The following is a 24,822-nucleotide window of genomic DNA, read 5'->3' as shown; positions in this document are numbered from 1 at the left end:
GAACGCTGCCTCCTTTGGCGGAGTTCAAACAGTGTTGGTGTTGTCAAGGAAAAACCTATGAAAGCTTTTTACTTGACTGGGGCCTCTGAAATAAGTTAATAAATTCAGATCCCACTTCTAAAGTAGTTGTTTTTGCCTGCGTCCGTCAAATAGTCGGATTGCTCCCAGGCGATTGGCTTTCCGCTTCACACCCACTCTTCTAATGTTGCACCAAATTTTTCTTAAATGTGCTTGTTATCGCTAATTATTTAACTCCATCTTGTTGTTTGATTATAACTTCTACTATTCTGGCACCCAATAGCATGGCATGAAACAACGGATTTTTTGAGGGAAAGGGGAACAGGAGGTGGAGAATTGCTGAAGTAGGTAAAGTATTTCCCCCCATCTCCCCACAGCTTGTTCCCTGCTAGTAGGATTCTCTTTCAGGCTGATGGGATAAACGTTGCCATAAAGCTTGATATAGCTCTGGGGGTACGGTGCTTCTTAATGTCTTGCCCAAGCGATTTTTTTTCTGTGCTGTTTCCAGACAGCTGGCTTGGGGACAAAGATAGGCCGATCGCCCCATGCCCTGATCAAATTGTACCTGCCGTGATGGATAGACTCTCACGATGCGCCAAAAATTTGACTTTAAATCTACTTTCCGGCAACTGATACAACGTCGATAGTTAGGTTTCACTGCTACACAAATCTTGGCTAAACAAACTTTAAGTGTCACCATTCAACTAGAAATGGATAACTTCTAGAGGGTCTGCTTCCTGCTTCTTCCAAGGTAGACGGCTACTTCTTGTCCACAGGCGTAAATTCGGGTGTAGCCCACCCTATTTTACTAGATTACTTCTGAAGCTTTTAGTCATTGTTCATCCATTATTTTCGACCTATTTAACGAATCGCGGACGAGCGTTCCACCTTTTTACAGGCTGGTCAGTTCTGAATCGACTGTGGTTTACAAAGCCCAGATATGGTAATAGCCTTGGTTTTCGGCTTTTTGAGAACTTACCAGAAAATTACCCTCTAGTCAATTCCCGCCTAAACTTAGCCATCTTAGCTAAGTTTAGAAAGAAATAGATAAGAAATTGGTTACGTCGGTCAAGCTCTTATTCTTCATCTTCTGGCACGGATGTATCTTCATCGTAATCTGTTTCTTCGGTATCATCATCCAAGCTGTAGATTCTGACGCTATCTCCTGTCTGGGCATCCATGCTGGCGGCTTGTCCTTTGGCTATTGCCTCAGCAATTTTCTGGTCTTCTGCTGCTGCGTCGTACTTGGCAATATCTTTAATATCGATTTTCCAACCAGTTAAACGGGCTGCTAGCCGAACGTTCTGCCCTTCTTTGCCAATAGCTAAACTTAGTTGATCTTCGGTAACGAGGATGTGAGCTTGCCGACCTTCTGGATTAACTAACCGCACTTGTTCCACTCTCGCTGGACTAAGCGAATTTTGAATGTAAGTAGCCGGATCGGGCGACCAACGAATTACGTCGATTTTCTCTCCCCGTAATTCATTGACTACTACTTGAATCCGCGAACCTCTAGCGCCAATGCAAGCCCCTACTGGGTCTACGTCTCTTTCTAACGTATCTACGGCTATTTTAGTCCGAGGGCCAAGGGAACGTGAGGGCGGATTAGCCTCCCTTGCTACGGCGACTATCCGTACCACTTCATCTTCAATTTCTGGTACTTCGTTGGCAAATAGGTAAACTACTAATCCGGCTGATGCTCTGGATACTAGCAGTTGTGGGCCTCTTTGCGGGCCTTCCCGAACTTTTTTCAGGAATACTTTAAAGGTGGCGTTGGCGCGGTAGTTGTCGTTGGGTAGTTGTTCGCGTTTGGGTAACTCTGCTTCGACTTCTGGTTGGTCAAAATTACTTTTGACAGCCAGGATTACTGATTGCCGTTCAAACCGCAAGACTCTGGCTTGTAAAACTGTTCCTTCTAAGTCTTGGAATTCTTCTTGAATTAATTTCCGTTGCTGATCTCGCAGTTTTTGGGAGAGTACTTGTTTGGTTTGAATCGCTGCCATGCGCCCAAATTCGCCTTGATCTGGTGTGACATCCAATACTACGGTGTCACTTAGTTGGGCTTCTTCGACGACTTCTTTGACTTCATCGAGGGCGATTTCGTGGTCGGGGTTGCTGACTTTTTCCACTATGCTTTTGGTGGCGAGAACGCGAAAGCCTTCTTCTTCTACGTCTAGTTCGACTTCTAAGTTGTCGAAGTAGTTGTCGTCAAAGTGCCGCCGATCCATGTTTTGCGTGCGTCGATAACGTTCGTATCCTTTGAGAAGTGCTTCGCGCAGTGCTTCTTTAACGGAATGTTTGGGTAAGTTACGTTCTCGACTAATGCTTTCTATTAAGTCTTTTAGTCCTGGTAATTTAACGATCGTCACAAGTAAAAAGCCTCCTATTTGTTTTTTTTGCGGTGACAGTCTGGTGAGTGAATTTTTAGATTTGCTTATGGCACGCTACCCGATCGATTTCCTAACTTGAATGAACGACAGTGTGGGTACTACCAAAAATCGAAAATCGGCAATTCTTCAATCGATTATTGCTACTCTTTCTCTTCCAGTTGCACCCTAGTAATTAAGGGACGGGGAATGGCGATCGCCCGTCCTTTTTGGTTCAAGTAAACTGATGTCTCATCTCGCTTGATCAGTTTTCCTCGCCACTCACTTTTGCCTTCATAAGGTTCAGATGTATTGACGAGTACTGTAAATCCTTTAAAGGAGATAAACTCTCTATCGCTGGATAGATGGCGAGAAATCCCCGGACTAGAAATTTCTAGTACATAAGCGTCTGGGATTACGTCGGTGGCATCTAAGCTGGTTTCTAATGCCCGACTCATCCGTTCGCAGTCATCTAAACTAGTGTCTTGCACAGGGTTCCGAATGTCCACTCGCAATACCGGAGGGCTTTGGTTGGTGTGAAATACTACGCCCACAACTTCTAAGCATAAGGCTTCGGCAATGGGGTTAGCGATTTCGATTATTTGTGGTACTAAGGGATGAGTCATCCGTCAACTCCAATAAAAAAAGTGGGGCAAATACCCACTTCCCATGAAAGAATTATTCCTTCAACAAAATCCCTCGGTTGACTTCCGGGGATTAGGGGAACCGATTACTTAAGACTTTCCTGCTCTCTAAAGGAGAGATAGCTCCAGTATTACCAAGCTACCTCTGCTTTTACTGTTCTTTCCAGAAGGCTTCTTGGTTTTACTTTTACCGCATCACAGTCTTGATTGTATTCTAACTTACGGATTAGCTAAAGTCTTGCTTAAATTATTGAAGCTGACTCTGGTTTTTTGAGCGATTGGACTCACTTTCGCTTGTAGGGGATAATTTCTACTGCTTTTGGTTCGGTTCTTTGGCGCAGTTGTCTGGTTTGTTCGATTATTTGTTCCATATCTTCGTGAGATAGGCGTTCGACGTAGTTAATTTTGATTTCTTCGAGCATATCAATCAGTAAGCTCTGAATTCTTTCTATGGTATGTTGATTTCTTACTTCTTGAGCGATCGCTTTCCCTAAATGATTTACCAAGTTTCCTGATAGTTTAGCACCTACGGGATCTTCGATCGCTGCTGTTAAACCTTGATATGTGGCATAAGAAATTTCTGCTACCAATTTTTCGGTTAATTGTTTTGGTAAGTTGGCTAATCCGGGAATACCTTGTAAACTGCGGTAAGCTGGTAAATTTTGCAGCACGCTTTCTATATTATGCCGCAGTAATAATTCAATGTCTGGCTGTACTTTCGGCAAAATTCGGTAAACTGCTAATTTGGTGATTATGTTACTAATTTCTGCGACTTCATCGATATTATTGATGTCGATATAAGGGCGATTTTGCGAGTGAGATAACCAATCGCTTACATCTCCCCGCCGAATGGAAGATTGCATTTGATCGATTACTCCAACTACCACTACTTCGATAATTTCTTCGGCAAAGTTAGCAATAATTATTTGGTTCAAGTGCCGTTGTAATTTATTGAAACTGCTGATTTTAGATTGTTGGAGTCTCATGGCAACTGGAATTATTCTTAAAATGCGCCAAAAGGGTAAAATTAAGAAAATGTCATACCAACGCCATAAGATTGCTTCTCGCCAACTTACGCCTTTATGGGTGCGACTAATATAAATTACTCTGCCGATTAATTCCATACTAAAAATTAGGAAAAATATCCAGTCAATTTGTTCAAAGAAAAAATCAACAAATTCGCCGTTTTCGCCTACAGGACGGAAATAATTAGTTTCAATCAATGGTTGAATTTGTCTTTTAAAATATGCTAATTCCTCTTGCCAACCTCTTTGGGATAAGTTGGGAGAACTCCAAAATTCTTGAAAAGCTTCTTTGGAAGATTCATGATCGAGATGTCGTCGCATCCGATTTTTAATTTTTTCTAATGTACCTGTTTTGTTAGCAACTGCAAAAGGATTAGTATCGATCATTTCTGTGCTTTGCAGTCGCAATGCTGCTAACAATTTTTCTACTTCAGGTGATTTTAATCCGGTTTTTAATATTTGTTTTTCTAGTTGGTTTACTGTGTTTAGATACCCTACTGTGTCTCGATGTGGTTCAATTCCTTTAACTGGATCGTACCATTTGGTAATCGGGGGTAAAGGAACTTTAACTGTTAAATTACTCAGTCTGATATTACCCTGTAGCCAGAAGTTGCGCCAAGGTATGTATGTTACATCAAATATAACTAGGGTTAGGTTGGCTAGGGCGATCGCAGCCATCACTCTTTCAAATAACAGTTGTCGTGTTAGCCGTTTCTTTTTAATGATTAAATTTTGGACTGGTGTCATAATTAATACTCAACTAGTAAAAAGGGAAAGGGAAAAGGGTCAAGGTTTGGATATTCCCTTACCCTGTCCCCTTTTCTCCTGACGCGATTAAAGATTTTGCTGCCAGGCACAAAACCTGAGATTATCTACAGTTAAACTTGACCATTTTCCGGCAAAGGTCTACCTTTTGGTTCGGGTAAAGCTGGACGACTTTCGTAAGGCATGGGAATATACATTACGGAAGGTTTTCCACCTGTGCTTAAAATGTTACTTATAGCTGTTTCAGGCAGAGTAACTACTATTGAATTTATGAAGTTATTTTATGTTTTATTACCTACAAGTACATACTAACGCCATAAAATTAATATGCTTCCATTGCCACTAAGTCTAGGGGATGGGAAAATAAATTAATTAGCTTCGCAGCTTGCATCTATCTTTAGTAAGAATTAGAGAGGTGTTTTCCTTTGGCTATATTTCACAAAAATAAGTTTAATGCTCTGCTTGATGAGATTAGTCCGCTGGGAGAAAATGTGAATGAAACTACGGAAAATTACTTGAACCACCCTACTTTTGGTTTACTTTATGGGGTGTGTCCATTGCAAAATAAACAGGAATTGTTCACGACTATTTATGCAATGCGGCTGTTTTTTGTCATTACTACCAATGGCGTTGATATTAAAGTGGAACCTGTTGGGCGTGCTGATGCTAGGTTACTAGTAGAAAATTACTTGCGTCACTTGCGCGGTGTTGGTAAATCACAGGAGTATGAGAAAATTCTCAGTAAATATCAGCAAATTTTTCAGGTGAAAACTTTGGCTTTGTAGGAGGCATTAATTTTTTATTAGAGTTCTGGCAAAAATCCTCTAACTGGGATTTCCAACTGTAGATAAAAATTAATGCAAAATCTACAATTCGCTACAAATGGTAGCAGCGAATTGTAGCGTGATTATTCAGAAACAGAGTTTTTCTGTCACTTTTACTATTAACAACGGGCGACACCTTCTAGGCGTGCTGCTTGTTGAACTGCACTTGCTACGGCGATCGCAACTCGTTTGTCAAATACAGAAGGGATGACTTGTTCGGCGCTGAGGTCAGAGGGACTAACTAGGGAAGCAATGGCATAAGCTGCTTCTAAATACATGGTGGTGGTGATGGTAGTGGCGCGACAGTCTAGGGCTCCTCGAAATACGCCAGGGAAGGCTAAAACATTATTAATTTGGTTTGGGTAGTCGCTGCGACCTGTGGCGATGACTGCGGCATCTGAGACAATATATTCTGGCTGAATTTCGGGAATGGGGTTTGCCATTGCAAAAACTATGGGGTCTTTTGCCATTGATTTGACCATTTCCGGGGTGAGAACTCCAGGAACGCTAACGCCGAGGAAAACGTCTGCGCCTTGGAGGGCTCCGGCGAGGGAACCTTGGGCTTTGACGGCAAATTCGCGTTTTTCTTCGTTGAGGTCGGTGCGACTGTGGGAGAGGATGCCTTTGGAGTCACACATCCAGATATTTTCTGCGCCTGCTTTTTTGAGTAAGCGAGCAATGGCAATACCAGCTGCGCCTGCACCGTTGATGACAATGCGAACTTCTGATAGGGATTTTTTGACTAATTTCAGGGCGTTAATTAAGGCTGCTAAACTAACGATCGCAGTACCATGCTGGTCATCGTGAAATACGGGAATGTCTAATTCTTGTCGCAGTCGCCTTTCAATTTCAAAACAACGGGGTGCGGCAATGTCTTCTAGGTTAATGCCACCGAAGACTGGGGCAATATTTTTCACGGTTTTAATAATTTCTTCGGTGTCTTGGGTGGAAAGACAAATGGGGAAGGCATCAATACCAGCAAATTCTTTGAATAACATGGCTTTGCCTTCCATTACTGGTAATGCACCAGCAGGGCCTAAGTTGCCTAATCCTAAGACGGCGCTACCATCGGTAACGATCGCCACTGTGTTTTGTTTGATGGTGAGGCTGTAAACTTTTTCTGGGTCTTGGGCGATCGCAGTGCAAATTCTACCCACACCAGGAGTATAAGCCATTGCTAAGTCTGATTGGCTTTTCAGGGGAATTTTGCTGTTGACGCTGAGTTTTCCGCCTCGATGTAGATTAAAAGTGCGATCGTAAATTTCGATGATTTTGACATCGGGTACTGCCTTGACTGCTTGAATAATTTCCTCATCTTGTTCCAAGCTGGCAGCATCAACGGTAATTTCCCGAATTGAAACGTGACGTGATTGCTCGATTAAATCTATTTGTCCTAGATTACCACCGACGGAAGCGATCGCCTGAGTCACACTGGCTAACATTCCGGCGCGGTTAGGTAATTCAATGCGAATAGCTAAACTATAACTAGGATTTGGTGTAAGTTGTACCATTTTTTCTTCTTGCCTCAGTTCAACGTTGCCTTCTGGTAGTTTGCCCAGAATCTAATATTTTCTATTGCAACGTCCTCAGATTAGAGGAAGAAAAGCTGTTTTATTGTACAAACTCACACCAATTTAAGAGTTGCACTTTCTTCTAGCCGACGGTGTAAGCGGAACTGATTGCCCAGATGATTAAGCCAGCAATTGTACCTAGAACTAGGATTGCGGAAATGGTAACTGCTTTGGGGGTGTCGGCTCCCTCGAATTTCATGATGCCACGATTTAAGTCTGTCATAGCGCTGCAAAGTTGTAGAAAATAAAGGTTTCAATTATTAAATTAACTAGCTGTTGCTACCTTCGTCTATTACCTTATGGTACAAAAACTCAAGAATTAAACATATCTTTAGAAAGTTTTTTAGCATTGACGTGCTTACAACAAACTAATAATGGAGAGAACGGTTGTGAAAGTAGTGCTGATAGTTTTGGCAATTGTTTTGGTTTTGGGGTTAATTTTGGAGGTGGGATTACGATCGCGCTTTGGCTTCGGCAATCCATTAATTTATATTACAGATGCAGAGATTGGTTATTTACTAGCGCCGAATCAGCAAACGCGGAGATTTGGGAATCGCATTGAGATTAATGAGTATTCGATGCGGGGTGGGGCGATTTCTGTAACTCGCCCGGAGTCAACTTTGCGGGTGTTGTTGTTGGGAGATTCGATCGCCAATGGGGGTTGGTGGACGGATCAAGCTGATATTTTATCGGCAATGATGGCAAGTGGGTTAAAAGCTACTGTTGCTGAAAATGAGTTTAGGGAAGTGGAAGTTCTGAATGCTTCGGCAAATTCTTGGGGGCCGAGGAATGAGTTAGCTTATTTAAAAAGGTTTGGTACTTTTGGGGCGCAAGTGGTGGTGTTGTTAATTAATACTGATGATTTGTTTGCGACTGCGCCTTCTAGTGTACAGGTGGGACGCGATCGCAATTACCCCGCTCAAAAACCTTTGTTGGCATTACAAGAAGTTTTTACTCGCTATGTTTTACCAGCACCAAATATACCGGAATTAACGGCTTTGAATCAGGAATCTGGCGATCGAGTTGGGTTTAATTTAACAGCTATTGAGGAAATTGGGGCGAACGCAAAATCTAGCAACAGTAAATTTTTACTGGCAATGACACCATTATTGCGAGAAGTTGGTTCTCCTGGCCCTCGTGATTACGAGATTAAAGAACGCCAACGTCTTACCGAGTTCGCTGCCAGCAAACAAATTTTATATTTGGATTTTTTGCCTTTTTTTAACTCTGCCAAGTCAAAAGAAAGTTTATATAGGGATCATATTCACCTCAGTTATCAAGGTAATTTGCAAGTTAGCCAAGCAATTACTCAATCTATTGGACAATTATTAGAAGCTCAATCTTCAGCCATTACTGACAGGGAAGAACTAATTGGTTAAATTTGCACCTGCAAAGGTGATTGATTATTAAGGCGCTCTATCTCTTTCTGATGCCAAATTTGACCATCTAGCGCCATTTGCTCGATTGAGCTTGCTAAACGCAAGGCTTTAAGAGCTTGTTCGCCGCCTACAGAAGGTTGATTGCCACCACGCACGCAATTGACAAAATGCTCTAATTCTGCATGGAGTGGTTCAATATTACTGGTGTAAACTTTCTCAATTAGACCATCTTGCCGATAGAGCACTTGACCGTAATCAGTCATGCAGTTGGCGGTAGTTTGGCGATGAATCAGAATTTCGTTGTTGAGAAAGTCAGCTTCAGTTAGAGAGTTTTTACAATGGGCGGCAATGCGGCGAATTTTCCGGTGAGTGACTTTGCTAGCAGTTAGAGTTGCCACTATGCCGTTGCTAAAGCCTAAAGTAGCGGTTACATAATCTAAATAACCAGAATCGGATGCACGACTACCACTGGCGGTTAATTTCACCACTGGAGCACCTGCTAATTCCAGCAACAAGTCTATGTCATGGATCATTAAATCCAAGACTACGGAGACATCGTTAGCTCGGTTTGAGTAGGGGCTCATGCGGTGTGCTTCTAGCGCCAGCAGTTCTTCAGTTTTGAGCACTTTGCTCAGTTCTTGGAATGCTGGGTTAAAACGTTCAATGTGTCCGACTTGGAGAATGCGCCCGGATTCAGCGGCTGCATTGACTAGGGATTCAGCTTCGCCAATGCTAGCTGCGATCGGTTTTTCAATCAAAACATGAACGCCTGATTGCAGACAGGTCATTCCTACTGAATGATGCAAGCGAGTCGGTACGGCAATGCAAACAGCCTCTACATGAGGCAGTAGGTCGCGGTAATCTTCAAAAAAGCGCACGCGATACTTACTGGCAGTATCTAAGCCGCGTTCTACGTTAATATCTGCGACACCGACTAGTTCCACATCTTTGAGTAGGCTTAAGACACGGGTATGATGTTGCCCCATGTTACCCACACCGATGACCCCAATTCGCAACGGTTCTATATTTCGTTGCATATAAGCATTTGCAAATCTTACGGAGATGCTTTCTTGCACTCTGGTATGCTCCTACACCACGCTCGGTCTTTTTACTTATAGCCGTCAAAAACCATCCAGATGGTAACATAGTGGCTCCATTGATTAAGAATTTATAAGCAGACTCAAAGTTCCTACACAGGTTACGTTGACCAAGAGGGCTTTTTATGCTTTATGGGAAAATACCGTAAGCAAAAGCTAGAAGGAGTATTAAAGGGGGAAAGATGATCAAAGGGGTGATTTTACTATCTGGGGGTTTAGATTCGTCCACTGTGCTCTATCAAGCTCGACAGGATGGGTTAGATTGTTATGCGCTTTCGTTTGATTATCAGCAGCGTCATCGCCGGGAATTAGCCGCAGCGCATGAGATTGCGCGTTGTGCCGAGGTAAGGGAACACCAAGTTGTAAGTTTTGATTTACGGTTGTGGGGAGGTTCGGCGCTGACGGATAATCAGATTGATTTGCCGAGTGATCGATCGCTCACCGAGATGGGACAAAGTATTCCAATTACTTATGTTCCGGCGAGAAATACGATTTTTTTGAGTTTTGCGCTGGGATATGCAGAAGCGATCGGTGCATCCAAGGTGTACATTGGGGTCAATGCTTTGGATTATTCTGGTTATCCAGATTGCCGTCCTGATTATATCCAAGCAATGCAGGAAGTTTTTCGTTTGGGAACTAAGCAAGGTCAGATCAGTGAACCAATTAAAATTGTTGCGCCTTTAATTAATTTAAGAAAGACAGAAATTATTCAATTAGGTAATAGTTTAGGTGTACCTTGGGAAAAAACTTGGTCTTGTTATGCTGGTGGGGAAAAAGCTTGCGGCGTTTGTGATTCTTGCCGCTTACGTTTGGCAGCTTTTGCGGAATTGGGTTTAAAAGATCCAGTGGATTATGCCGAAAAATAGACTATTTTAAATTTCATTTACTACTAAAAATACTTACTAAAGAGTATTTTTAGAAAATTACCATGTTTTTTCAGGATTAATGCTGATATTTTTGGATGTGGTTTGGGCATTTTTACTATTATTAACCCAAAGTGAAATTCAGTAGAGATTTTAACTCAGATCTTACACCATTCTCAACAAGACTTGAAAAACCGAGTTTATGAACGAAAAATTTAGGGTTTCGGGTTTAGCTATTTGCTCACCTCCCGGTTTTTAGCCCGGTTGCAAGATGTGAGTTTAATAAACTTCCGCAAATGCACAGAGTTTATAGATCCGGTGCATTATTATTAGTAAGTAGCCGTTAACTAAAGATTTAAAGCTGTTCATTTAATCTGAAATCAGGTCAGATCCAGAACTGGTGTCGTTTGTTGTTGGATTTTTTGTTTGATTTACAGGGTTTAATTCGGTGGTATTTTCGATTAAATCTGATATGGAGTCGAGGCGACGAAGGCGAATTTGATGTAATCTTGGCCCTTGGGCAGAAATTACTGTAAATTCTAAGTTTTTATAGATTAAACTTTCTCCGACTTGGGGAATTTTTTGGGCTTGGTAAAGTAAGAAACCTGCTAATGTTTGGTATTCATTAGTTAAAGGCAAATTCAAGTCTAACAGGTCGTTAAGTTCTTCCAAATTTATTTGTGCTTGGACTAAGAAGGTTTGTTCATCTAAACTTTGAATGATTAGTTCTTCGGGGTTTTCTGGTTCGTTAGTATCACCGATTATTTCGGCAATTAAATCATTAATTGTGACTAATCCAGCAGTGCCGCCAAATTCATCAACTACCATTACCATTGGCAGGTGCGATCGCTGCATCATCGGCAACAATTGACTCAATGGTGTATATTCAGGAACGAATCTCACTGGACGAATCCAAGGTTGAATGGAAGTATCTAAATTAAGATTTCCTTGGGCTAAAGGTTCAGCTAATTCGATGAAGTCAATAATGCCCCGAATATCATCTAAAGATTCTCCCATAACTGGGTAGCGGGAGTGACCATTGCCAGCGATTTCATAAAGTAGCATTCGGAAGGTGGCGGTACTAGGAATAGCGGCAATACTAATTCGGGGAATCATTACTTCTTCTGCGGTAATATCGCCAAATTCAAAGACGTTTCTTAACAGTTCTCTTTGTTCAGCTTCTAATCCAGTTGATTCGGTAGAAGTGGTGATAATTTGTTGTAATTCTTCGGGGGTAACTGGTGTTCGCCAACCTTGCCCAGTGTAACGAATTCCGACTAGTCTTAATAAAAAGCGAGTGGATTGATTTAAAATCCAAATGAAGGGGTTAAAAAAGCGTGCGATCGCTAAACTTGGCGGCCCTAAAAATCTGGCTAATTGTTCCGAATAAAGTAAGGCGACTGATTTAGGACATAACTCGCCTAACACAATTTGTAAATAGGCAATCAGGAAGAAAGCTAAGGGAATAGCTAAAGTATGAGCGATCATTTGATTGAGCGATCGGGGTAATGGTAAGCGAGTCAAAAAACTAGCGACTAATATCGCCATTGTGTTTTCGCCAATCCAACCCAAAGCTAAACTAGAAAGGGTAATTCCCAGTTGGGTAGTTGAGAGTAAGCGATCGATACTCCGTTGCAAATCTTGAACCGTTTTTGCCGGAATGTCGCCTGAGTTAACTAATTGGTTAATGCGCGATCGACGCACCGAAACCATAGAAAACTCAGCAGTAACAAAAAAAGCGTTGATTGCAATTAGCAACAACACCGACAAAATCCGAAATCCCACATCTGACCAAGTGAGAACTATGGGAACTTGATTACTCAATCCCTGATTGGTCACTAACAAAACCACAACAGTGGCAAACATTTAAGGAAAACTATTATTACTAAAAAAATGGTTTCTAATTAATTACTAGATTTGGCAATGGGAATCCCAGCCGCTTGCAGACGAATTTTTTGCTCAGGATAATCTGTTAACGTCAAAGAAAGTTGCTCGGCATTTTCCAACACTGAATTCGGAATGTTTACTGTCCCAGTAAATGCCTGACTATTAGCAGGTAATTCTCCTGGCAAGCCTTCTATATTAGCGCTTAAAGGTCTTCCCCAGTTATCAGTAACATCTAAGAAGGTATAAACAAACTTTACTGGTTGAGAGCTTTCATTCTTTAAGCTAACATCCAGCATTAAAAAACCTTCTTGCTGACGAGTTGAACGAATTTCCAATACTACACCCTTATCTTTGGTGGTAATTGGAAAACCGGGCACAGTTGGCGGTTTTTGAGCAGCTTCAGCTTTGGCAATCAGCTTCTCATTGGCATTACTGTCTGCTTCTTTCTTTTCCGGTTTAGCTTGGTTTCCCTTCTCCTGTATCCTGGTTTTCACGGTCTTAAGGATATCAGCTTCCTTTAAAAAAACCAGAGGTTTTGATACCAACTGGGATTCCTTTTGGTTCTTTTTGGCTGTTGGACGAGCATCTGGTTGACTGACACCTTTGAGAGCTTCTCTACCTAAAGCAAACCCCCATATTCCACTTAAAATGCCCCCCACAAGCATCAGTGCTAGCAAAGTAATTGTCAACACTGCTGTTGGGTTCAATCTTTTTATGGATGTTATATTTTTCGCCATTTTGCTTCCACTAACGCTCAATTATACTCAGCTGGCTTTAAAGCTTGTCGAATTTACCTGATTGATTATACAATTAAAGAGCTTATAGCTGGGATGTACTTGAAGTGGTATTATAGAACTCTGTGTTTATACCGCTTTGTAGGCATTTTCCCGGCAGTTGGCCGAGCGGATTAGGCAGCGAACTCATAATTCGCCTCAGGCAGGTTCGACTCCTGCACTGCCGATTTAAAAGTTAGCAGAATCACCCTTAGTTGTTTGCTATTCACATACTCCCACCGTTACAGTAGGGGCAATTCATGAATTACCCCTACTGTAACGGGGGCATTAATCCGACATTTCTAGGTAAGGGATTCAGTCCTCTGTGTGTTGGCAATTAGGACTAAAGTCCCTACTACGAACTTTGTGGCAATAATTTACTGTGGGGGTAATTATTCGTTGTAAAGTTCGACTCCAGGAACTCGGTTTGGGTTAGTAATAAAACTATTTTGGAGTTGCAACAAAGAGGAGTTGTAAGGGTTGGGTAAATTTCTGGTACGGATCACAGGGCCACTACTACCTTGTAATCGTAAGGCTTCTACGTAAAGGTTATGAACTGCCCTAGCATCCTTGGTAATTTCAATTTCTGGGTAGTTTCCCTCTAAGATGTTGAAGCTGGGGCCAAAAATGTAGTAGAGTTGTCTGGGCAAAAGTTGATCTTGATAAACAGGTTTCTCGTTGCTGTAATAGGCACGATCCATTGCTTCATCTAGAGTGTAACCTGTTAAGGGAAAAGGGTTGACACAATCTATGCCGTTTGTACAATCTACTCCCGGTTGAGCTTTGGCAGTAGTGGCAAATAAACTAGTGGCAGCACTCAGCGTTAATGCTGCTATGAGACTGCTAAGACGCATAACCATAATTTCACCCTCACTTTTTCCCAAATATTAACCTATCTTTCAGTCTAAGATCGTGGTTGGCTGATTTAGTTTAATTACTGTAATGACTAGTGGAATTAAAACTTCATCTGATTTAACGACTTTACGGCAGGAACTCCTAGATTTATTTTGTCAGTTGGCGTATCAATCTGGGGACTTTGTACTCTCTTCTGGGCAGAAGAGTTCTTATTACATTAATGGTAAACAGGTGACTTTGCATCCGCAAGGGGCTTTGGCGATCGGGCGTTTACTTCTATCGATGTTACCGGAAGATACGCAAGCTGTAGCTGGGTTAACTTTGGGTGCAGATCCGATCGTATCAGCAGTCAGTGTAGTTTCTGCTTTAGAAAATCGCCCAATTCCCGCTTTAATTGTCAGAAAAGAAGCTAAAGGTCATGGTACAAAAGCTTACGTTGAAGGGCCAAATTTACCCGATGGTGCAAAGGTGGTAGTTTTGGAAGATGTGGTGACAACTGGACAGTCAGCAATGAAGGCGGTGGAGAGATTGCGCCAAGCTGGTTACACTGTGGAAGAAGTGATTTCTTTGGTGGATAGAAAGCAGGGTGGGGAAGAGTTTTATCAGTCTGTTGGGTTGAAGTTTGCGGCGGTTTTTGGGATTGAGGAAATTCAAGAACGGGATAAACAGTTGAAAGTTTAAAATGCTGTGCCAAAATTTATTTAGGGTTTGCTGAATAAATGTAAAAAGTAATATAGGCAAGGGTGAAAGCGCCTTTTTTGGTCAAAACAAATGCAACTTTTTCAGACCTTTTGGCGCTTTCATCCTTGCTTTTTTCCAGGAAATTGTAGGGACACGGCATGAAAGAGATAACGCAGGAGTTGCAAATATTAATGATGCCGTGTCCCTACCCCCACCAACAGACTTTTTCAGCAAGCCCTATTTAGCGCATCTTCATCCAGAATTGGTATTAGGAAGGGAAAAATACTATGATTACTGCAACGAATGTTAAACAGCAAATCTTTTCTTTAGAAGATTATATGCAGAATCCACCCGAACATACTGAATGGGTGAACGGACAACTTATTGAAAAAAATGGCATGACATTTAAACATAGTGTAACTCAATCTAGACTCGACTATTTCTGGAGGAGTTATGTTCGATCGATCGAACAAGGAGGAGAAGTTGTCACCGAAGCAGCTTGTCGCACGAATAAACAAGGTCGTCGTCCAGATATTGCTTATATTACTCGTGAAATGATCGAGCAATATGGCGAGTTTGAAGTATTACCTCAAAGTTTTCCTTTAATAGCTGAAATTGCCTCGCCAACTGATACAGTTGAAGATTTTTTTGCTAAAGCTAAAGAGTATTTAGATTCTGGTTGTCAGGAAGTTTGGTTAATTTTACCAGAAAATAAGTTGATATTTGTAATTACCGAAAGTCAGAAATTATGCTTTGGTGCTGGTGAGGTAGTGAGTACACAAGTTATGTTACCGGGATTTAGTGTTGCGGTGGATGAGTTGTTAGGTTGAATCGAGGTAAAATCAGATCTTGCACCTGTGCTGTTAGCCCACCCGGAAATCAATTCCTTAGCTAATAGCTCAAGTCCATTAAAATGGACTGAAAGCATAAAAATTGAAAGTATTTAGTCCTCTTTAGAGGAGTTTAGCTATAAGAAAAGCGAATTGATAAGGCAGGCGGATTTTGGGGCTGGTGTATAATCTGAATAAACACAATTATTGGGCAGAAAATACTTATAATGATATAAAGAGCGATCGCACTACCAATTACAAAGGTAAGTAAATAATTCTATTAACCCACTCTTCAGTATTAGACGCTGACCAAACTATAATTAAAGTTTCTATTACCTGAGATATTGAAAGTTTTTTAGGTACAATTATCAACCCCGGACTTGTTCGATTGCTAATAAATTCAGCAAAGTATCTCGGCATAGTCCTTTGATCGTGAGAAACAAGAATTCGCTCTGCTTGTGCTGCAATTTCTAATACTTGTCTATCTGTTAAACCGCTTAAACCTGCCGTTGTAGCTGTTTGAAAATCTATTTCTGGTTCTCTTCTTAATACACCAGTTAGAATGTTTTGGTTGAGGTCTGCATCTGCCTGAAAGCGAATAGTCATACTTTTTGCATTTGGGCATCAGCTAATTTTTTGTATAACAAAGGATTTGCTTCCTTCGCCGCTTTTCGCTGTTCTGCGAAAATAACTTCTCCTTCTTCTAGATAAGCATCTATTTCAGTTCGATTTGCTAAGTAAAATGTAATTGCTCCATAGACTTGTTCAAGGGTTAATGTTGGAAAAGCTTGAGCAATACTTTCGGGTGACATACCGTTTAAGAAGGAGTAAACTATGGAATCTAAGGAAACGCGAGTTCCCCTAATTCGGTAAGATCCTTCTTTCTGTTCAATGTATTGTTTAGTAGTTGCCATATCAAAGTTTTTAGTTTTTAACAACCGTCAATTAATTGGATTTATTCCACTCATAAACTAACGCATAACTGCGAATAAAATTTTCGTCTATTGGGCGATCGTCGGAAAGTTTTATTAACTCAGTTTGCATAAAAGGTGAGGTCAATTTCCGACAATGAGAAATCACATAAAGAGTTTGAACGCCCACTTCTCCGTCCTCTTTTTCCCATAAACCTTCTTCCTGGGTAGATTCTAAACAGTTAGCAAGTAACTCTTTGGTTTTAAGGCTATCTGGTTCTGGTTCTAATAATACTTCTTCTAAAATAGCTTCATATTGAACTAGTTTTTCCTCACCTGGTACAAAGTAAATTTTACAAAAACCGTGAGTTTTTACTGCTAATTCAGCTGATGCCCACTTTAAATAAGAACGAAAGGTAATAGGTTGTCGAGGATTTTTATTTATCGCATCTTCAAGGTGTTGCGGATAATTGCGAGTAAATACAGCACAATTGGGAGTAACCTTAATTTTTGCTTGTAAATCCATTGCTGTTTACCAAGGTAAAATATTAAGGTGGGAAGATTCCCACCCTACTTTAATGTTAGACGCTAGGAACTGCTACAGATTCCTGATCTTTAGCCAGGAATTTCTCCAATTCTTCCAATGCTTCGGCATCAACTTTTGTCTGCATTGGGCAGAATTTTGGCCCACACATTGAGCAGAATTCAGCGGTTTTGTAGATGTCTGCTGGTAAGGTTTCGTCGTGGTATTCTTTGGCCCGATCGGGATCTAATGCCAATTCAAATTGACGATTCCAATCGAAATTATAACGGGCTTTGGAAAGTTCGTCATCGCGATCGCGTGCGCCCGGACGATGACGGGCAATATCCGCAGCATGGGCAGCAATTTTATATGCAATTAACCCATTTCTCACGTCTTCGGCATTCGGTAAACCTAAATGTTCTTTAGGCGTTACATAACACAACATTGCAGTACCATACCAACCAGCCATTGCTGCCCCGATCGCAGAAGTGATATGGTCATAACCAGGAGCAATATCTGTCACCAATGGCCCTAAAACATAGAAAGGTGCTTCCGAACACTCTTCCATTTGTTTTTTCACATTAAACTCAATTTGATCCATCGGTACATGACCTGGCCCTTCGACCATTACTTGCACGTTATGTTCCCAAGCTTTGCGAGTTAATTTACCAAGGGTTTTTAATTCAGCAAGTTGGGCAGCATCGGAAGCATCATGAGTACAACCAGGGCGCAAAGAATCACCTAAACTAAAAGAAACGTCGTATTTCTTGAAGATTTCAATGATGTCTTGGTAGTGAGTGTAAAGGGGATTTTGCTTGTGATGATGCAGCATCCATCTAGCAATAATTCCACCACCACGAGAAACAATTCCCGTAATTCTGGATTTCACTAACGGCAAATATTCAATTAGAATACCTGCGTGAATTGTCATGTAATCAACGCCTTGTTGAGCGTGTTTTTCAATCACATCAAGAAAGTCATCAGGGGTAAGATTTTCCATCTTTCCATGAACGCTTTCTAATGCTTGGTAAATTGGCACTGTACCAATAGGAACAGGGGAAGCTTTAATAATAGCGGTGCGAATTTCGTCTAAGTTTCCGCCACCTGTGGACAAGTCCATCACGGTGTCAGCACCGTATTTTACCGACAATTTCAGTTTATTGACTTCTTCTTCAATATTAGAAGAATTAGGAGAAGCACCAATATTGGCATTAACTTTGCACTTGGAGGCGATGCCAATACACATCGGCTCTAAGTTAGTGTGGTTAATGTTAGCAGGGATAATCATCCGTCCCCTTGCTACTTCATCCCGAATTAACTCAACAGGAAGATTTTCCCGTTTAGCAACGTAGTGCATTTCTTCGGTGATGACACCCTGACGGGCGTAGTGCATTTGAGAGACATTAGCTTCCCCACGCCGTTTGGCGACCCATTCTGTTCGCATATTTGATTCCTCGAATAAACAGCTTCCCTCCGCTGGTATTACCCAGTCTCAGGTACTAAGGGTCTAATCTCAGCCCAAAATGGGCACCCCTAGCTTGGATGTAGATTGTATCACCTTGGATTGGTGGTGAGTTAGGGTCTGTTAGGAAAATTTTATAAAATGTGTAGGAATGGTAATTGCTGTCTATTTGTTAGAGTATCTGGCAGAATGTTACAACAACAGTATATTCATCTCGATCGCAGCTAACTTGAAAATTGCGATCGGGATAAAGAAATTTTAGGCGACTCGTCCACATTTGAGAGAGTGCATTTCCTAAATAATATAAGTTATCGATCCCAACTTTCTCTGTACCTGGTAGTAAATCATCAATATGCAGATGATTCATTACTTTTTCAATTGCTGTGATGTCGTTGCCAAGTTTAGTTTTCCACTGTTCGTAGGTTTCTTTATTGAATGCTTCGGCTAAAAAGATGCTGCCTTCATGTTCGATAATATCAGGTAAAAATAGTTTGGTGAATGCGATCGCTATTTCTGCATTAGCAACTCCAAAAAGATAATCCCAAAGTGAGAAATCATCACCGTTCGCTTGTTTCCATTGCTGGAAATCGATTAACTGTTCTGAATCTAAGGATATTTTTTTTACTGACATAATCAAGGTGTTTCATCTATTGTTGCAGGTCGAACTAAGCTACTAATTGTATTGAATTTGCTTTTTGAAGAATAACTGCTGGTTATAAAGTGCTAAACTATGCCAATGTAATTCTTCAACAAAGAAGATTATCGTACAAAATCCTTCTCCACAAACAGCGTCAGGGTAGTCTAACCAAGTAACTTGAATTGTTCCAGTAAAATATTTTCGCAGTTCGGCAATTTCAGCTTTAATTTGATTAAGTTCGCTACAGAGAGGTTCTAAGTTTACCCATTTACTTGATTCTATGGAAAAGAGGCGATCGAGAAAAGACCTATTGCTTTCCAATGCCACTAAGTCTGCTGTCAAATTTGAAAGTTGATCTTCCAAATCTATTGCTAAACTTTCTTCTAGATTCATTTTTTCTAAAGTAATTTGAATATCTCCCGCTATACTCTATCTGTAAAACAGGCAGATGCACCAATGACAGACAACGAAATCATTCGTCTAAAAGCGCCGCAAATTCCAGCAGCAAGCGAAGTACTGGCAAAAGCGTTCGAGAATGACCCAGTTTTTAGTTACATTTTCCCGAAAGAGGATGAAACCAGAATCGGTAAAATCAAGCAGCTATTTCTCGTTTCATTGCGCTACAGCCAGCTTTTTGATTCAATTTACACAACTGATGCTTTAAAAGGTGTGGCAATTTGGATACCCCCAGGAAAATACCCTATGGGTTTCTGGCAAACTTTTCAGTTAGCTTTAACTATGCCATTTAAACTGGGTTGGGGAGGGATGGGGCGGGGAATTGGGCTATTTAACAAAATAGAGGAATGTCATCAAGAATGTATGTCAGAGCCTCACTGGTACTTGAATGTTCTGGGTGTTGACCCTGCTTATCAAGGTCAAGGTGTGGGTGGAAAGCTCATCGAACCGATACTAAAACAAGCTGATGGGGAAAATTTGCTTTGTTACTTGGAGACTGATAGCGAAAAAAACGTCAGCTTTTACCAAAAACGGGGTTTTCAGGTGGTCAAGAGTTTTGATTTGCCTGGAAGTAACCTGCGCCTTTGGGGGATGCGGAGAGAACTACAGGGTTGATGCTTCAGAGAGATTTTCGAGTAAACCCAAGTATTTGTGACCTTTCTCACAAGGAAAAAACCTTTTCCCTCACAATGTAACAAAGGTTTCAAGCACGTAGTTTATACCTAATTGTCACAGAAGCTCAACTGGGCTAATCACTTGAGCCACTAGCTAAACAAGGAATACTGTTAAGCGTCCTCGATTTCGTACTAACAGATACCTGAATGGCTAGTAAATTCTCCATGTCGCAAACCGGATTTACCACTCAAATCAACTCACCTGCCAAACCGGGGTTAATTTTTCTTATAGGAAATAATGCTAATAATTTTGATTTGTTGTCAAGATTATTAACTGAATCTCGGTTTAATGTAGTGGTAGCAAAGAGTGTAGATTCAGCTATTTATCAAGCTGCTTATGCCCGACCAAACTTGATGATTTTAGATATCACTGAACCAGGATTTAATGGTGTAAAAGCTTGTCAATCATTGAAGGAGGATGATATCACTAAAGAGATTCCTGTGGTTTTGCTTTCGGATACTGCTCATAGGGAGGAGAAAATTAAATGTTTGGAAATTGGTGCTGTTGATTATATCAATAAACCAATTCAGCCAGAAGAAGTTTTAGTTCGAGTCAGAAATAATATAATTATTTGCCAGTTGCAAAAACAAGTGAATGAACAGAATCTCCGCATCCAAAATCAATTGGCTATTCAGAATTTAATTGGGATGATGCAAGAGCGGATTTGTCAGTCTGCTAAATTAGAGGAAATTCTCAGCGATACTGTTAAGGAGCTTCGGGTAATTTTGCAAAATGAGCGGGTATTTCTTTATCAATTGCAACCAGAGTCTAAGCAGGCAATAGCTTTTGATTCGATGAAAATTGATGCGGTTAATAAATATGATACTCTCAAGGGTTATGATTACATCCAAAATTACCCAGAAACAAAAGCTGGTTATTTTCCTAGTTTTAATGAGTACCAAAATCATGCCCTATATCAAGTGAATACCCAGCCTAATTTAATACTTCCTATTCGGCAAGGAGGAAAAATATGGGGATTTTTTATTGTAGAAAATATTTCCCAAAAACGTGATGATCAGGCATTAGAGGTGGAGTTACTCAAGCAGTTGGTGAGACAGGTAGGAGTTACTATTCAACAAGCACAACTCTATGAAAGGTTACAAACAGTTAACGAAGAGTTACATCGTTTGGCAACTTTAGATAGTTTGACTCAATTAGCAAATCGGTATTGGTTTAATATGTACTTGAGCCAAGAATGGCAACGTTTATTAATTGAGGAGGCACAAGGATTTAGGTTTAAAGGTAATTCCAATTGTTTATCTTTGATTATGTGTGATGTGGATTACTTTAAGCCTTATAATGATACTTACGGTCATTTGGCGGGGGATTTTTGTTTGCAAGAAGTGGCAAAAGCGATTCGAGAAACGGTGAATCGTCCGGCTGATTTGGTGGCGCGTTATGGTGGAGAAGAGTTTGCGGTGATTTTGCCCAATACAAGTGCAGAAATGGCGTTTGATATTGCAGAAAGGATTCGGACTAAGGTTAAAGGTTTACAGATTGCTCATAGTAAATCACCCATCGCCCAATATGTTACTCTCAGTTTGGGAGTGTCGAGCATTGTTCCTCATCGGGAGTCTTCGCCGGAAGAGTTGATTGCGACGGCTGATAGGGCGTTGTATCGGGCTAAGGAGCAGGGACGCGATCGCACTTATCTGTTGTAATGGGTTACAATGCACCTCTTAGGAGTGATAGTCTAAAAACTATTCCCATCCAAATCGATACCAATGAAGCCGAAAATTACTAATATGGTGGCATGGCAGCAAGCTGAGTTGTTGATGCAGCCCGCCTATCTTCGCATTGTTGATAATCTTCGTAAACAGTTGGAACAGTCTGCTTGGAAGGGTACTTATGAGGAAGTGCAAAATCCTTATCCGGGCTATTTACTACGTTTACAACACAACGATCGGGATTTTAGTATAAGTTTATGGGAACTTTGCTTCCAAGTGTGTTTTCTGGAGTACCAGCCGACGCATTCGGAACTGGAAAGCCAAGATGTTCAAGTTGATACTAGTTTAATTGATGAAACTGGAGATGTAGATTGGGAAAGGTTGGAGGCGAAAACGCAACGAATAATTGAGGAGATATTTACAAATTTACCCGCTACTTAGTAAACTTCTAAACTTGGAGGTAGGTAAGGATGATGCAAGATTTACGTGAGATTCAAGTAGCAGCTGGGGCGAGTATTGTAGATGGAATAGTGGTTAGTTTTGGGAATGAGTTGGATGCTTTGGTAGCGGCTAGGGAAGGGGTGGCTTTGTGCGATCGATCCCATTGGGGTAGAATTTTAGTAAGCGATGATGATAGATTGCGCTTTTTACACAATCAAAGCACCAATGATTTTCAATCTTTGAAGCCTGGTACAGGTTGTGATACAGTTTTTGTTTCTTCAACAGCGAGAACTATTGATTTAGTAACTGCATATATTTTAGAAGATGCAGTATTGCTTTTAGTTTCGCCCAATCGTCGGGAATATTTGCTGCAATGGTTGGATAAATATATCTTTTTTGCTGATAAAGTCAAACTGAAAGATATTACTAATGATACTGCTACTTTTAGTTTAATTGGGCCAGAAAGTGAGCAAATTGTTAAAAAATTAGGTGCAGAAGAGATTATTAATCAAGCTTATGGTAATCACCAATTATTTAAGTTAGAAGATATTGAATTTCGAGTTGCTGTTGGTAGTGGTTTGGCAATTCCCGGTTATACTTTAATTGTGGCTGTTGAATATGCAGCGAATTTATGGAAAAAGTTAGTAGAATTAGGTGCAGTTCCTTTAGGCGAACAAGGTTGGGAACAGTTAAGAATTACGCAAGGAAGACCGATTCCAGACCAAGAATTAACCGATGATTATAATCCTTTAGAGGCGGGTTTGTGGCAAACAATCTCTTTTAGCAAGGGATGTTATATTGGTCAGGAAACTATTGCTAGGTTAAACACTTATAAAGGTGTGAAACAGCAACTTTGGGGGATTCGTTTAGCTGCGCCTGTGGAAGTTGGAAGTGTGATTAGTTTGGAGGATGAAAAGGTAGGGAAAATCACGAGTTTTACTGAAACTGAAAATGGTTATTTTGGTTTGGGTTATGTGCGAACAAAAGCTGGTGGGGAAGGGTTAAAAGTGCGAGTTGGTGAAGTGGAAGGTGAAGTGGTCGAAGTTCCGTTTTTGACCCGTGATTCTTCTCAATAATTAGGTAGATATAAATAAAGTGAAAACTAAGGCGGGCAGGATGCCCACCCCACAAGAGTTACAGCTTTCTTGTGGGGTGGGCATCCTGCCCGCCCCATCCGAAGATAACTATTATCACTTTACTTATTTACACCTACTTAGACTTCTGGAAAAATGCCAATTCTTCGTTTTTTTACGGAGATGAATGCAGATGAATGCAGATGAATACTTCTCAATTTCTTCTCTCTGTGTTCTCTGTGTCTCTGCGGTTCAAAATAAATTATTGCTGTTCTCTTACCCAAGCGCGAAAAGCTTTTAAAGTAGCAGTTTCCCCATCAATTAAACTTTGGCGAATGAAGCAAGGAATAGCATCCAAAGCTAACCAAGGAAAAGTCCGACTTGGCGATACTTGATTGTAAATCAAAATCGGTTCTTGTAAAATATAAACTTCTAATTTCTGCCCATCATAACGCCAAAATTCGGGAACTCCAAGTGCAGCATAAATCGGACGTTTGTCTAAAGAACTGCTGGTAATGTCAATTTCAACTACTAAATCTGGAGGAGGGTCAATTTCAAGATTAATGTTTTGTTTACTTCTAACTAAAGGTTCACTTTGGATATAATAACAAGAGTCGGGTTCTGCACCCTGTTGCATAGTTTCTCGTTTTAAAGTTAAAGAGCCAAATTTCTTTAAGTTTAAGTTTAACTCATCTGCGATCGCACGCACCAAATCATCAATAAAACGGTTGTTATTTTCATGCTCTCCCAAAGGTGTCATAATTTCCAAAAATCCTTCATAATAAGCTAGGCGAGTTGCTCTGTCTTCTCCTAAATCTGTCAACAATCTCTCATAAGTTTGCCAACTGACGTTTTTTAAGATTACCCTTTGTTCGGCGGGTGTAGAAGTTGCTACAATCATAAGCTTTTTAGAAATTTTGGTTATAATTTGGGATGGAATTTAGCATAAAGCATTGCTAGGACTGGTTTACCATTTTTTAAATGCCTTTCTATCACTGCTGGTACTTCATCTGGGTTTACGCGATCGTACCAAAAATGCTCAGGTTCTATCAATACCATCGGACCATTACCGCATTGTCCTAAACAGGTACTCGCACTAACAGCAACTTCCGGTACCGGATGCGCTAAAAAAGCTGCTAAAACTTTCGCAGCACCTAATTTTCGACAAGCTTTACTTTGACAAATTAAAACTGTTTTTGCAGACATTTCTGGCTATTAACTTCTATAAATGTATTGTTGTTGCGCTTTAGCGCTCTTATTACAACGTACAAGAGCGCTAAAGCGCAACTACGTACAAGAGCGCTAAAGCGCAACTACGTACAAGAGCGCTAAAGCGCAACTACGTACAAGAGCGCTAAAGCGCAACTACGTACAAGAGCGCTAAAGCGCAACTACGTAC

The 24,822-nt window shown here is 40.8% G+C and carries 27 protein-coding genes, 1 tRNA gene, 1 pseudogene and 1 riboswitch; of the genes and pseudogenes, 10 read left to right on the top strand and 19 right to left on the bottom strand.

Annotation, left to right across the window (positions count from 1 at the left end; genetic code table 11):
- Nucleotides 1–406 precede the first annotated feature (406 nt).
- From ACE1CC_RS33790 to ACE1CC_RS37025, 5 genes and pseudogenes are all read right to left on the bottom strand, one after another.
- Entirely contained in the window at nt 407–676 is a 270-nt protein-coding gene (locus ACE1CC_RS33790; protein ID WP_459563951.1) for a YlxR family protein, read from the bottom strand.
- Between the two features lie 418 nt (nt 677–1,094).
- Complete coding sequence (nusA, locus tag ACE1CC_RS33785; protein WP_413274819.1) at nt 1,095–2,387, bottom strand: transcription termination factor NusA; 1,293 nt, start codon at nt 2,385–2,387, stop codon at nt 1,095–1,097.
- A gap of 161 nt (nt 2,388–2,548) precedes the next feature.
- Nucleotides 2,549–3,010 carry a ribosome maturation factor RimP gene (gene rimP / locus ACE1CC_RS33780; protein WP_413274818.1) on the bottom strand — a complete coding sequence of 154 codons (462 nt, stop codon included), beginning with the start codon at nt 3,008–3,010 and terminating at the stop codon, nt 2,549–2,551.
- 302 nt (nt 3,011–3,312) lie between these two features.
- Entirely contained in the window at nt 3,313–4,800 is a 1,488-nt protein-coding gene (locus ACE1CC_RS33775; protein WP_413274817.1) for a hypothetical protein, read from the bottom strand.
- Nucleotides 4,801–4,931: 131 nt separating this feature from the next.
- Nucleotides 4,932–5,033, bottom strand: a pseudogene (locus tag ACE1CC_RS37025) (SDH family Clp fold serine proteinase); the annotation flags it as partial.
- Between the two features lie 210 nt (nt 5,034–5,243).
- Here ACE1CC_RS37025 and ACE1CC_RS33770 point away from each other — a divergent pair.
- Nucleotides 5,244–5,603: a PipX family protein gene (locus tag ACE1CC_RS33770; RefSeq protein ID WP_413274816.1), complete on the top strand. Its 360-nt coding sequence runs from the start codon at nt 5,244–5,246 to the stop codon at nt 5,601–5,603.
- Between the two features lie 158 nt (nt 5,604–5,761).
- Here the strand turns inward: ACE1CC_RS33770 and ACE1CC_RS33765 are convergent, their stop codons facing one another.
- Both ACE1CC_RS33765 and ACE1CC_RS33760 read right to left on the bottom strand, forming a co-directional pair.
- Nucleotides 5,762–7,153, bottom strand: a complete 1,392-nt coding sequence (locus ACE1CC_RS33765) for a malic enzyme-like NAD(P)-binding protein (protein WP_413274815.1) — start codon at nt 7,151–7,153, stop codon at nt 5,762–5,764.
- 142 nt (nt 7,154–7,295) lie between these two features.
- Entirely contained in the window at nt 7,296–7,436 is a 141-nt protein-coding gene (locus ACE1CC_RS33760) for a hypothetical protein (RefSeq protein WP_413274814.1), read from the bottom strand.
- A gap of 166 nt (nt 7,437–7,602) precedes the next feature.
- Here ACE1CC_RS33760 and ACE1CC_RS33755 point away from each other — a divergent pair, with 166 nt between their 5' ends.
- Entirely contained in the window at nt 7,603–8,592 is a 990-nt protein-coding gene (locus ACE1CC_RS33755; RefSeq protein WP_413274813.1) for an SGNH/GDSL hydrolase family protein, read from the top strand.
- Here ACE1CC_RS33755 and ACE1CC_RS33750 read toward each other — a convergent pair.
- On the bottom strand, nt 8,589–9,629 hold the full coding sequence (locus tag ACE1CC_RS33750; RefSeq protein ID WP_413274812.1) for a Gfo/Idh/MocA family oxidoreductase: 1,041 nt from the start codon (nt 9,627–9,629) through the stop codon (nt 8,589–8,591). The two genes, ACE1CC_RS33755 and ACE1CC_RS33750, sit on opposite strands and share 4 nt — an antisense overlap.
- Nucleotides 9,630–9,874: 245 nt before the next feature.
- Here ACE1CC_RS33750 and queC point away from each other — a divergent pair, with 245 nt between their 5' ends.
- On the top strand, nt 9,875–10,555 hold the full coding sequence (queC, locus tag ACE1CC_RS33745; RefSeq protein WP_413274832.1) for a 7-cyano-7-deazaguanine synthase QueC: 681 nt from the start codon (nt 9,875–9,877) through the stop codon (nt 10,553–10,555).
- A 366-nt stretch (nt 10,556–10,921) separates the two neighbouring features.
- Here queC and ACE1CC_RS33740 read toward each other — a convergent pair whose 3' ends face one another.
- A complete protein-coding gene (locus tag ACE1CC_RS33740) occupies nt 10,922–12,391 on the bottom strand; it encodes a hemolysin family protein (protein ID WP_413274811.1) in 1,470 nt (489 codons plus the stop codon).
- Between the two features lie 65 nt (nt 12,392–12,456).
- Nucleotides 12,457–13,176, bottom strand: coding sequence for a putative periplasmic lipoprotein (locus ACE1CC_RS33735; RefSeq protein ID WP_413274810.1), 720 nt, complete (start codon nt 13,174–13,176; stop codon nt 12,457–12,459).
- Between the two features lie 151 nt (nt 13,177–13,327).
- Between ACE1CC_RS33735 and ACE1CC_RS33730 the strand changes: the two genes are divergently transcribed.
- Nucleotides 13,328–13,400 (top strand) — tRNA-Ile (locus tag ACE1CC_RS33730).
- Nucleotides 13,401–13,604: 204 nt separating this feature from the next.
- On the opposite strand, the gene ACE1CC_RS33725 is transcribed toward ACE1CC_RS33730, so the two are convergent.
- Complete coding sequence (locus ACE1CC_RS33725) at nt 13,605–14,072, bottom strand: hypothetical protein (protein WP_413274809.1); 468 nt, start codon at nt 14,070–14,072, stop codon at nt 13,605–13,607.
- An 82-nt stretch (nt 14,073–14,154) separates the two neighbouring features.
- Here ACE1CC_RS33725 and pyrE point away from each other — a divergent pair, with 82 nt between their 5' ends.
- Both pyrE and ACE1CC_RS33715 read left to right on the top strand, forming a co-directional pair.
- The gene (gene pyrE, locus ACE1CC_RS33720; RefSeq protein ID WP_413274808.1) at nt 14,155–14,748 is read left to right on the top strand and encodes an orotate phosphoribosyltransferase; all 594 of its coding nucleotides are present in this window, start codon (nt 14,155–14,157) and stop codon (nt 14,746–14,748) included.
- A gap of 287 nt (nt 14,749–15,035) precedes the next feature.
- Nucleotides 15,036–15,578 carry a Uma2 family endonuclease gene (locus ACE1CC_RS33715; RefSeq protein ID WP_413274807.1) on the top strand — a complete coding sequence of 181 codons (543 nt, stop codon included), beginning with the start codon at nt 15,036–15,038 and terminating at the stop codon, nt 15,576–15,578.
- A 255-nt stretch (nt 15,579–15,833) separates the two neighbouring features.
- Here ACE1CC_RS33715 and ACE1CC_RS33710 read toward each other — a convergent pair whose 3' ends face one another.
- From ACE1CC_RS33710 to ACE1CC_RS33685, 6 genes are all read right to left on the bottom strand, one after another.
- Nucleotides 15,834–16,184, bottom strand: a complete 351-nt coding sequence (locus tag ACE1CC_RS33710) for a DUF5615 family PIN-like protein (RefSeq protein ID WP_413274806.1) — start codon at nt 16,182–16,184, stop codon at nt 15,834–15,836.
- Nucleotides 16,181–16,492: a DUF433 domain-containing protein gene (locus ACE1CC_RS33705; protein ID WP_413274805.1), complete on the bottom strand. Its 312-nt coding sequence runs from the start codon at nt 16,490–16,492 to the stop codon at nt 16,181–16,183. Before ACE1CC_RS33705 ends, ACE1CC_RS33710 begins: the two co-directional genes overlap by 4 nt.
- Nucleotides 16,493–16,523: 31 nt before the next feature.
- A complete protein-coding gene (locus ACE1CC_RS33700) occupies nt 16,524–17,015 on the bottom strand; it encodes a hypothetical protein (RefSeq protein WP_413274804.1) in 492 nt (163 codons plus the stop codon).
- 55 nt (nt 17,016–17,070) lie between these two features.
- Nucleotides 17,071–18,456: a phosphomethylpyrimidine synthase gene (thiC, locus tag ACE1CC_RS33695; protein WP_413274803.1), complete on the bottom strand. Its 1,386-nt coding sequence runs from the start codon at nt 18,454–18,456 to the stop codon at nt 17,071–17,073.
- 7 nt (nt 18,457–18,463) lie between these two features.
- Nucleotides 18,464–18,557: riboswitch (TPP riboswitch) on the bottom strand.
- A gap of 89 nt (nt 18,558–18,646) precedes the next feature.
- Complete coding sequence (locus ACE1CC_RS33690; RefSeq protein ID WP_413274802.1) at nt 18,647–19,105, bottom strand: hypothetical protein; 459 nt, start codon at nt 19,103–19,105, stop codon at nt 18,647–18,649.
- Between the two features lie 42 nt (nt 19,106–19,147).
- On the bottom strand, nt 19,148–19,504 hold the full coding sequence (locus tag ACE1CC_RS33685) for a hypothetical protein (protein WP_413274801.1): 357 nt from the start codon (nt 19,502–19,504) through the stop codon (nt 19,148–19,150).
- Between the two features lie 63 nt (nt 19,505–19,567).
- Between ACE1CC_RS33685 and ACE1CC_RS33680 the strand changes: the two genes are divergently transcribed.
- The 4 genes from ACE1CC_RS33680 (at nt 19,568) to ygfZ (ending at nt 23,426) form a co-directional block, all read left to right on the top strand.
- A complete protein-coding gene (locus tag ACE1CC_RS33680) occupies nt 19,568–20,182 on the top strand; it encodes a GNAT family N-acetyltransferase (RefSeq protein ID WP_413274800.1) in 615 nt (204 codons plus the stop codon).
- A gap of 206 nt (nt 20,183–20,388) precedes the next feature.
- Nucleotides 20,389–21,903 (top strand): GGDEF domain-containing response regulator, encoded by a 1,515-nt coding sequence (locus ACE1CC_RS33675; RefSeq protein WP_413274799.1) that lies wholly within the window; start codon nt 20,389–20,391, stop codon nt 21,901–21,903.
- Between the two features lie 63 nt (nt 21,904–21,966).
- On the top strand, nt 21,967–22,350 hold the full coding sequence (locus tag ACE1CC_RS33670; RefSeq protein ID WP_413274798.1) for a hypothetical protein: 384 nt from the start codon (nt 21,967–21,969) through the stop codon (nt 22,348–22,350).
- Between the two features lie 29 nt (nt 22,351–22,379).
- Nucleotides 22,380–23,426 (top strand): CAF17-like 4Fe-4S cluster assembly/insertion protein YgfZ, encoded by a 1,047-nt coding sequence (gene ygfZ, locus ACE1CC_RS33665; RefSeq protein WP_413274797.1) that lies wholly within the window; start codon nt 22,380–22,382, stop codon nt 23,424–23,426.
- 259 nt (nt 23,427–23,685) lie between these two features.
- On the opposite strand, the gene ACE1CC_RS33660 is transcribed toward ygfZ, so the two are convergent.
- The gene (locus ACE1CC_RS33660; protein WP_413274796.1) at nt 23,686–24,324 is read right to left on the bottom strand and encodes a Uma2 family endonuclease; all 639 of its coding nucleotides are present in this window, start codon (nt 24,322–24,324) and stop codon (nt 23,686–23,688) included.
- A gap of 20 nt (nt 24,325–24,344) precedes the next feature.
- Nucleotides 24,345–24,629, bottom strand: a complete 285-nt coding sequence (locus tag ACE1CC_RS33655; protein ID WP_413274795.1) for a (2Fe-2S) ferredoxin domain-containing protein — start codon at nt 24,627–24,629, stop codon at nt 24,345–24,347.
- Between the last annotated feature and the right edge of the window lie 193 nt (nt 24,630–24,822).

It is taken from the genome of Floridaenema aerugineum BLCC-F46 (assembly GCF_041929345.1).
GTDB lineage: Bacteria > Cyanobacteriota > Cyanobacteriia > Cyanobacteriales > Aerosakkonemataceae > Floridanema > Floridanema aerugineum.
This window is presented reverse-complemented; position numbering and strand designations above follow the sequence as displayed.

Coding starts and splice junctions, on each gene's coding strand:
- ygfZ (WP_413274797.1), top strand. CDS start 22,380: ATGATGCAAGATTTACGTGAGATTCAAGTAGCAGCTGGGGCGAGTATT.
- ACE1CC_RS33675 (WP_413274799.1), top strand. CDS start 20,389: ATGGCTAGTAAATTCTCCATGTCGCAAACCGGATTTACCACTCAAATC.
- ACE1CC_RS33685 (WP_413274801.1), bottom strand. CDS start 19,504: ATGAATCTAGAAGAAAGTTTAGCAATAGATTTGGAAGATCAACTTTCA.
- thiC (WP_413274803.1), bottom strand. CDS start 18,456: ATGCGAACAGAATGGGTCGCCAAACGGCGTGGGGAAGCTAATGTCTCT.
- ACE1CC_RS33700 (WP_413274804.1), bottom strand. CDS start 17,015: ATGGATTTACAAGCAAAAATTAAGGTTACTCCCAATTGTGCTGTATTT.
- pyrE (WP_413274808.1), top strand. CDS start 14,155: ATGACTAGTGGAATTAAAACTTCATCTGATTTAACGACTTTACGGCAG.
- ACE1CC_RS33735 (WP_413274810.1), bottom strand. CDS start 13,176: ATGGCGAAAAATATAACATCCATAAAAAGATTGAACCCAACAGCAGTG.
- ACE1CC_RS33725 (WP_413274809.1), bottom strand. CDS start 14,072: ATGGTTATGCGTCTTAGCAGTCTCATAGCAGCATTAACGCTGAGTGCT.
- ACE1CC_RS33760 (WP_413274814.1), bottom strand. CDS start 7,436: ATGACAGACTTAAATCGTGGCATCATGAAATTCGAGGGAGCCGACACC.
- ACE1CC_RS33715 (WP_413274807.1), top strand. CDS start 15,036: ATGATTACTGCAACGAATGTTAAACAGCAAATCTTTTCTTTAGAAGAT.
- ACE1CC_RS33660 (WP_413274796.1), bottom strand. CDS start 24,324: ATGATTGTAGCAACTTCTACACCCGCCGAACAAAGGGTAATCTTAAAA.
- ACE1CC_RS33765 (WP_413274815.1), bottom strand. CDS start 7,153: ATGGTACAACTTACACCAAATCCTAGTTATAGTTTAGCTATTCGCATT.
- ACE1CC_RS33670 (WP_413274798.1), top strand. CDS start 21,967: ATGAAGCCGAAAATTACTAATATGGTGGCATGGCAGCAAGCTGAGTTG.
- ACE1CC_RS33710 (WP_413274806.1), bottom strand. CDS start 16,184: ATGACTATTCGCTTTCAGGCAGATGCAGACCTCAACCAAAACATTCTA.
- ACE1CC_RS33690 (WP_413274802.1), bottom strand. CDS start 19,105: ATGTCAGTAAAAAAAATATCCTTAGATTCAGAACAGTTAATCGATTTC.
- ACE1CC_RS33680 (WP_413274800.1), top strand. CDS start 19,568: ATGACAGACAACGAAATCATTCGTCTAAAAGCGCCGCAAATTCCAGCA.
- ACE1CC_RS33750 (WP_413274812.1), bottom strand. CDS start 9,629: ATGCAACGAAATATAGAACCGTTGCGAATTGGGGTCATCGGTGTGGGT.
- ACE1CC_RS33705 (WP_413274805.1), bottom strand. CDS start 16,492: ATGGCAACTACTAAACAATACATTGAACAGAAAGAAGGATCTTACCGA.
- ACE1CC_RS33655 (WP_413274795.1), bottom strand. CDS start 24,629: ATGTCTGCAAAAACAGTTTTAATTTGTCAAAGTAAAGCTTGTCGAAAA.
- ACE1CC_RS33775 (WP_413274817.1), bottom strand. CDS start 4,800: ATGACACCAGTCCAAAATTTAATCATTAAAAAGAAACGGCTAACACGA.
- rimP (WP_413274818.1), bottom strand. CDS start 3,010: ATGACTCATCCCTTAGTACCACAAATAATCGAAATCGCTAACCCCATT.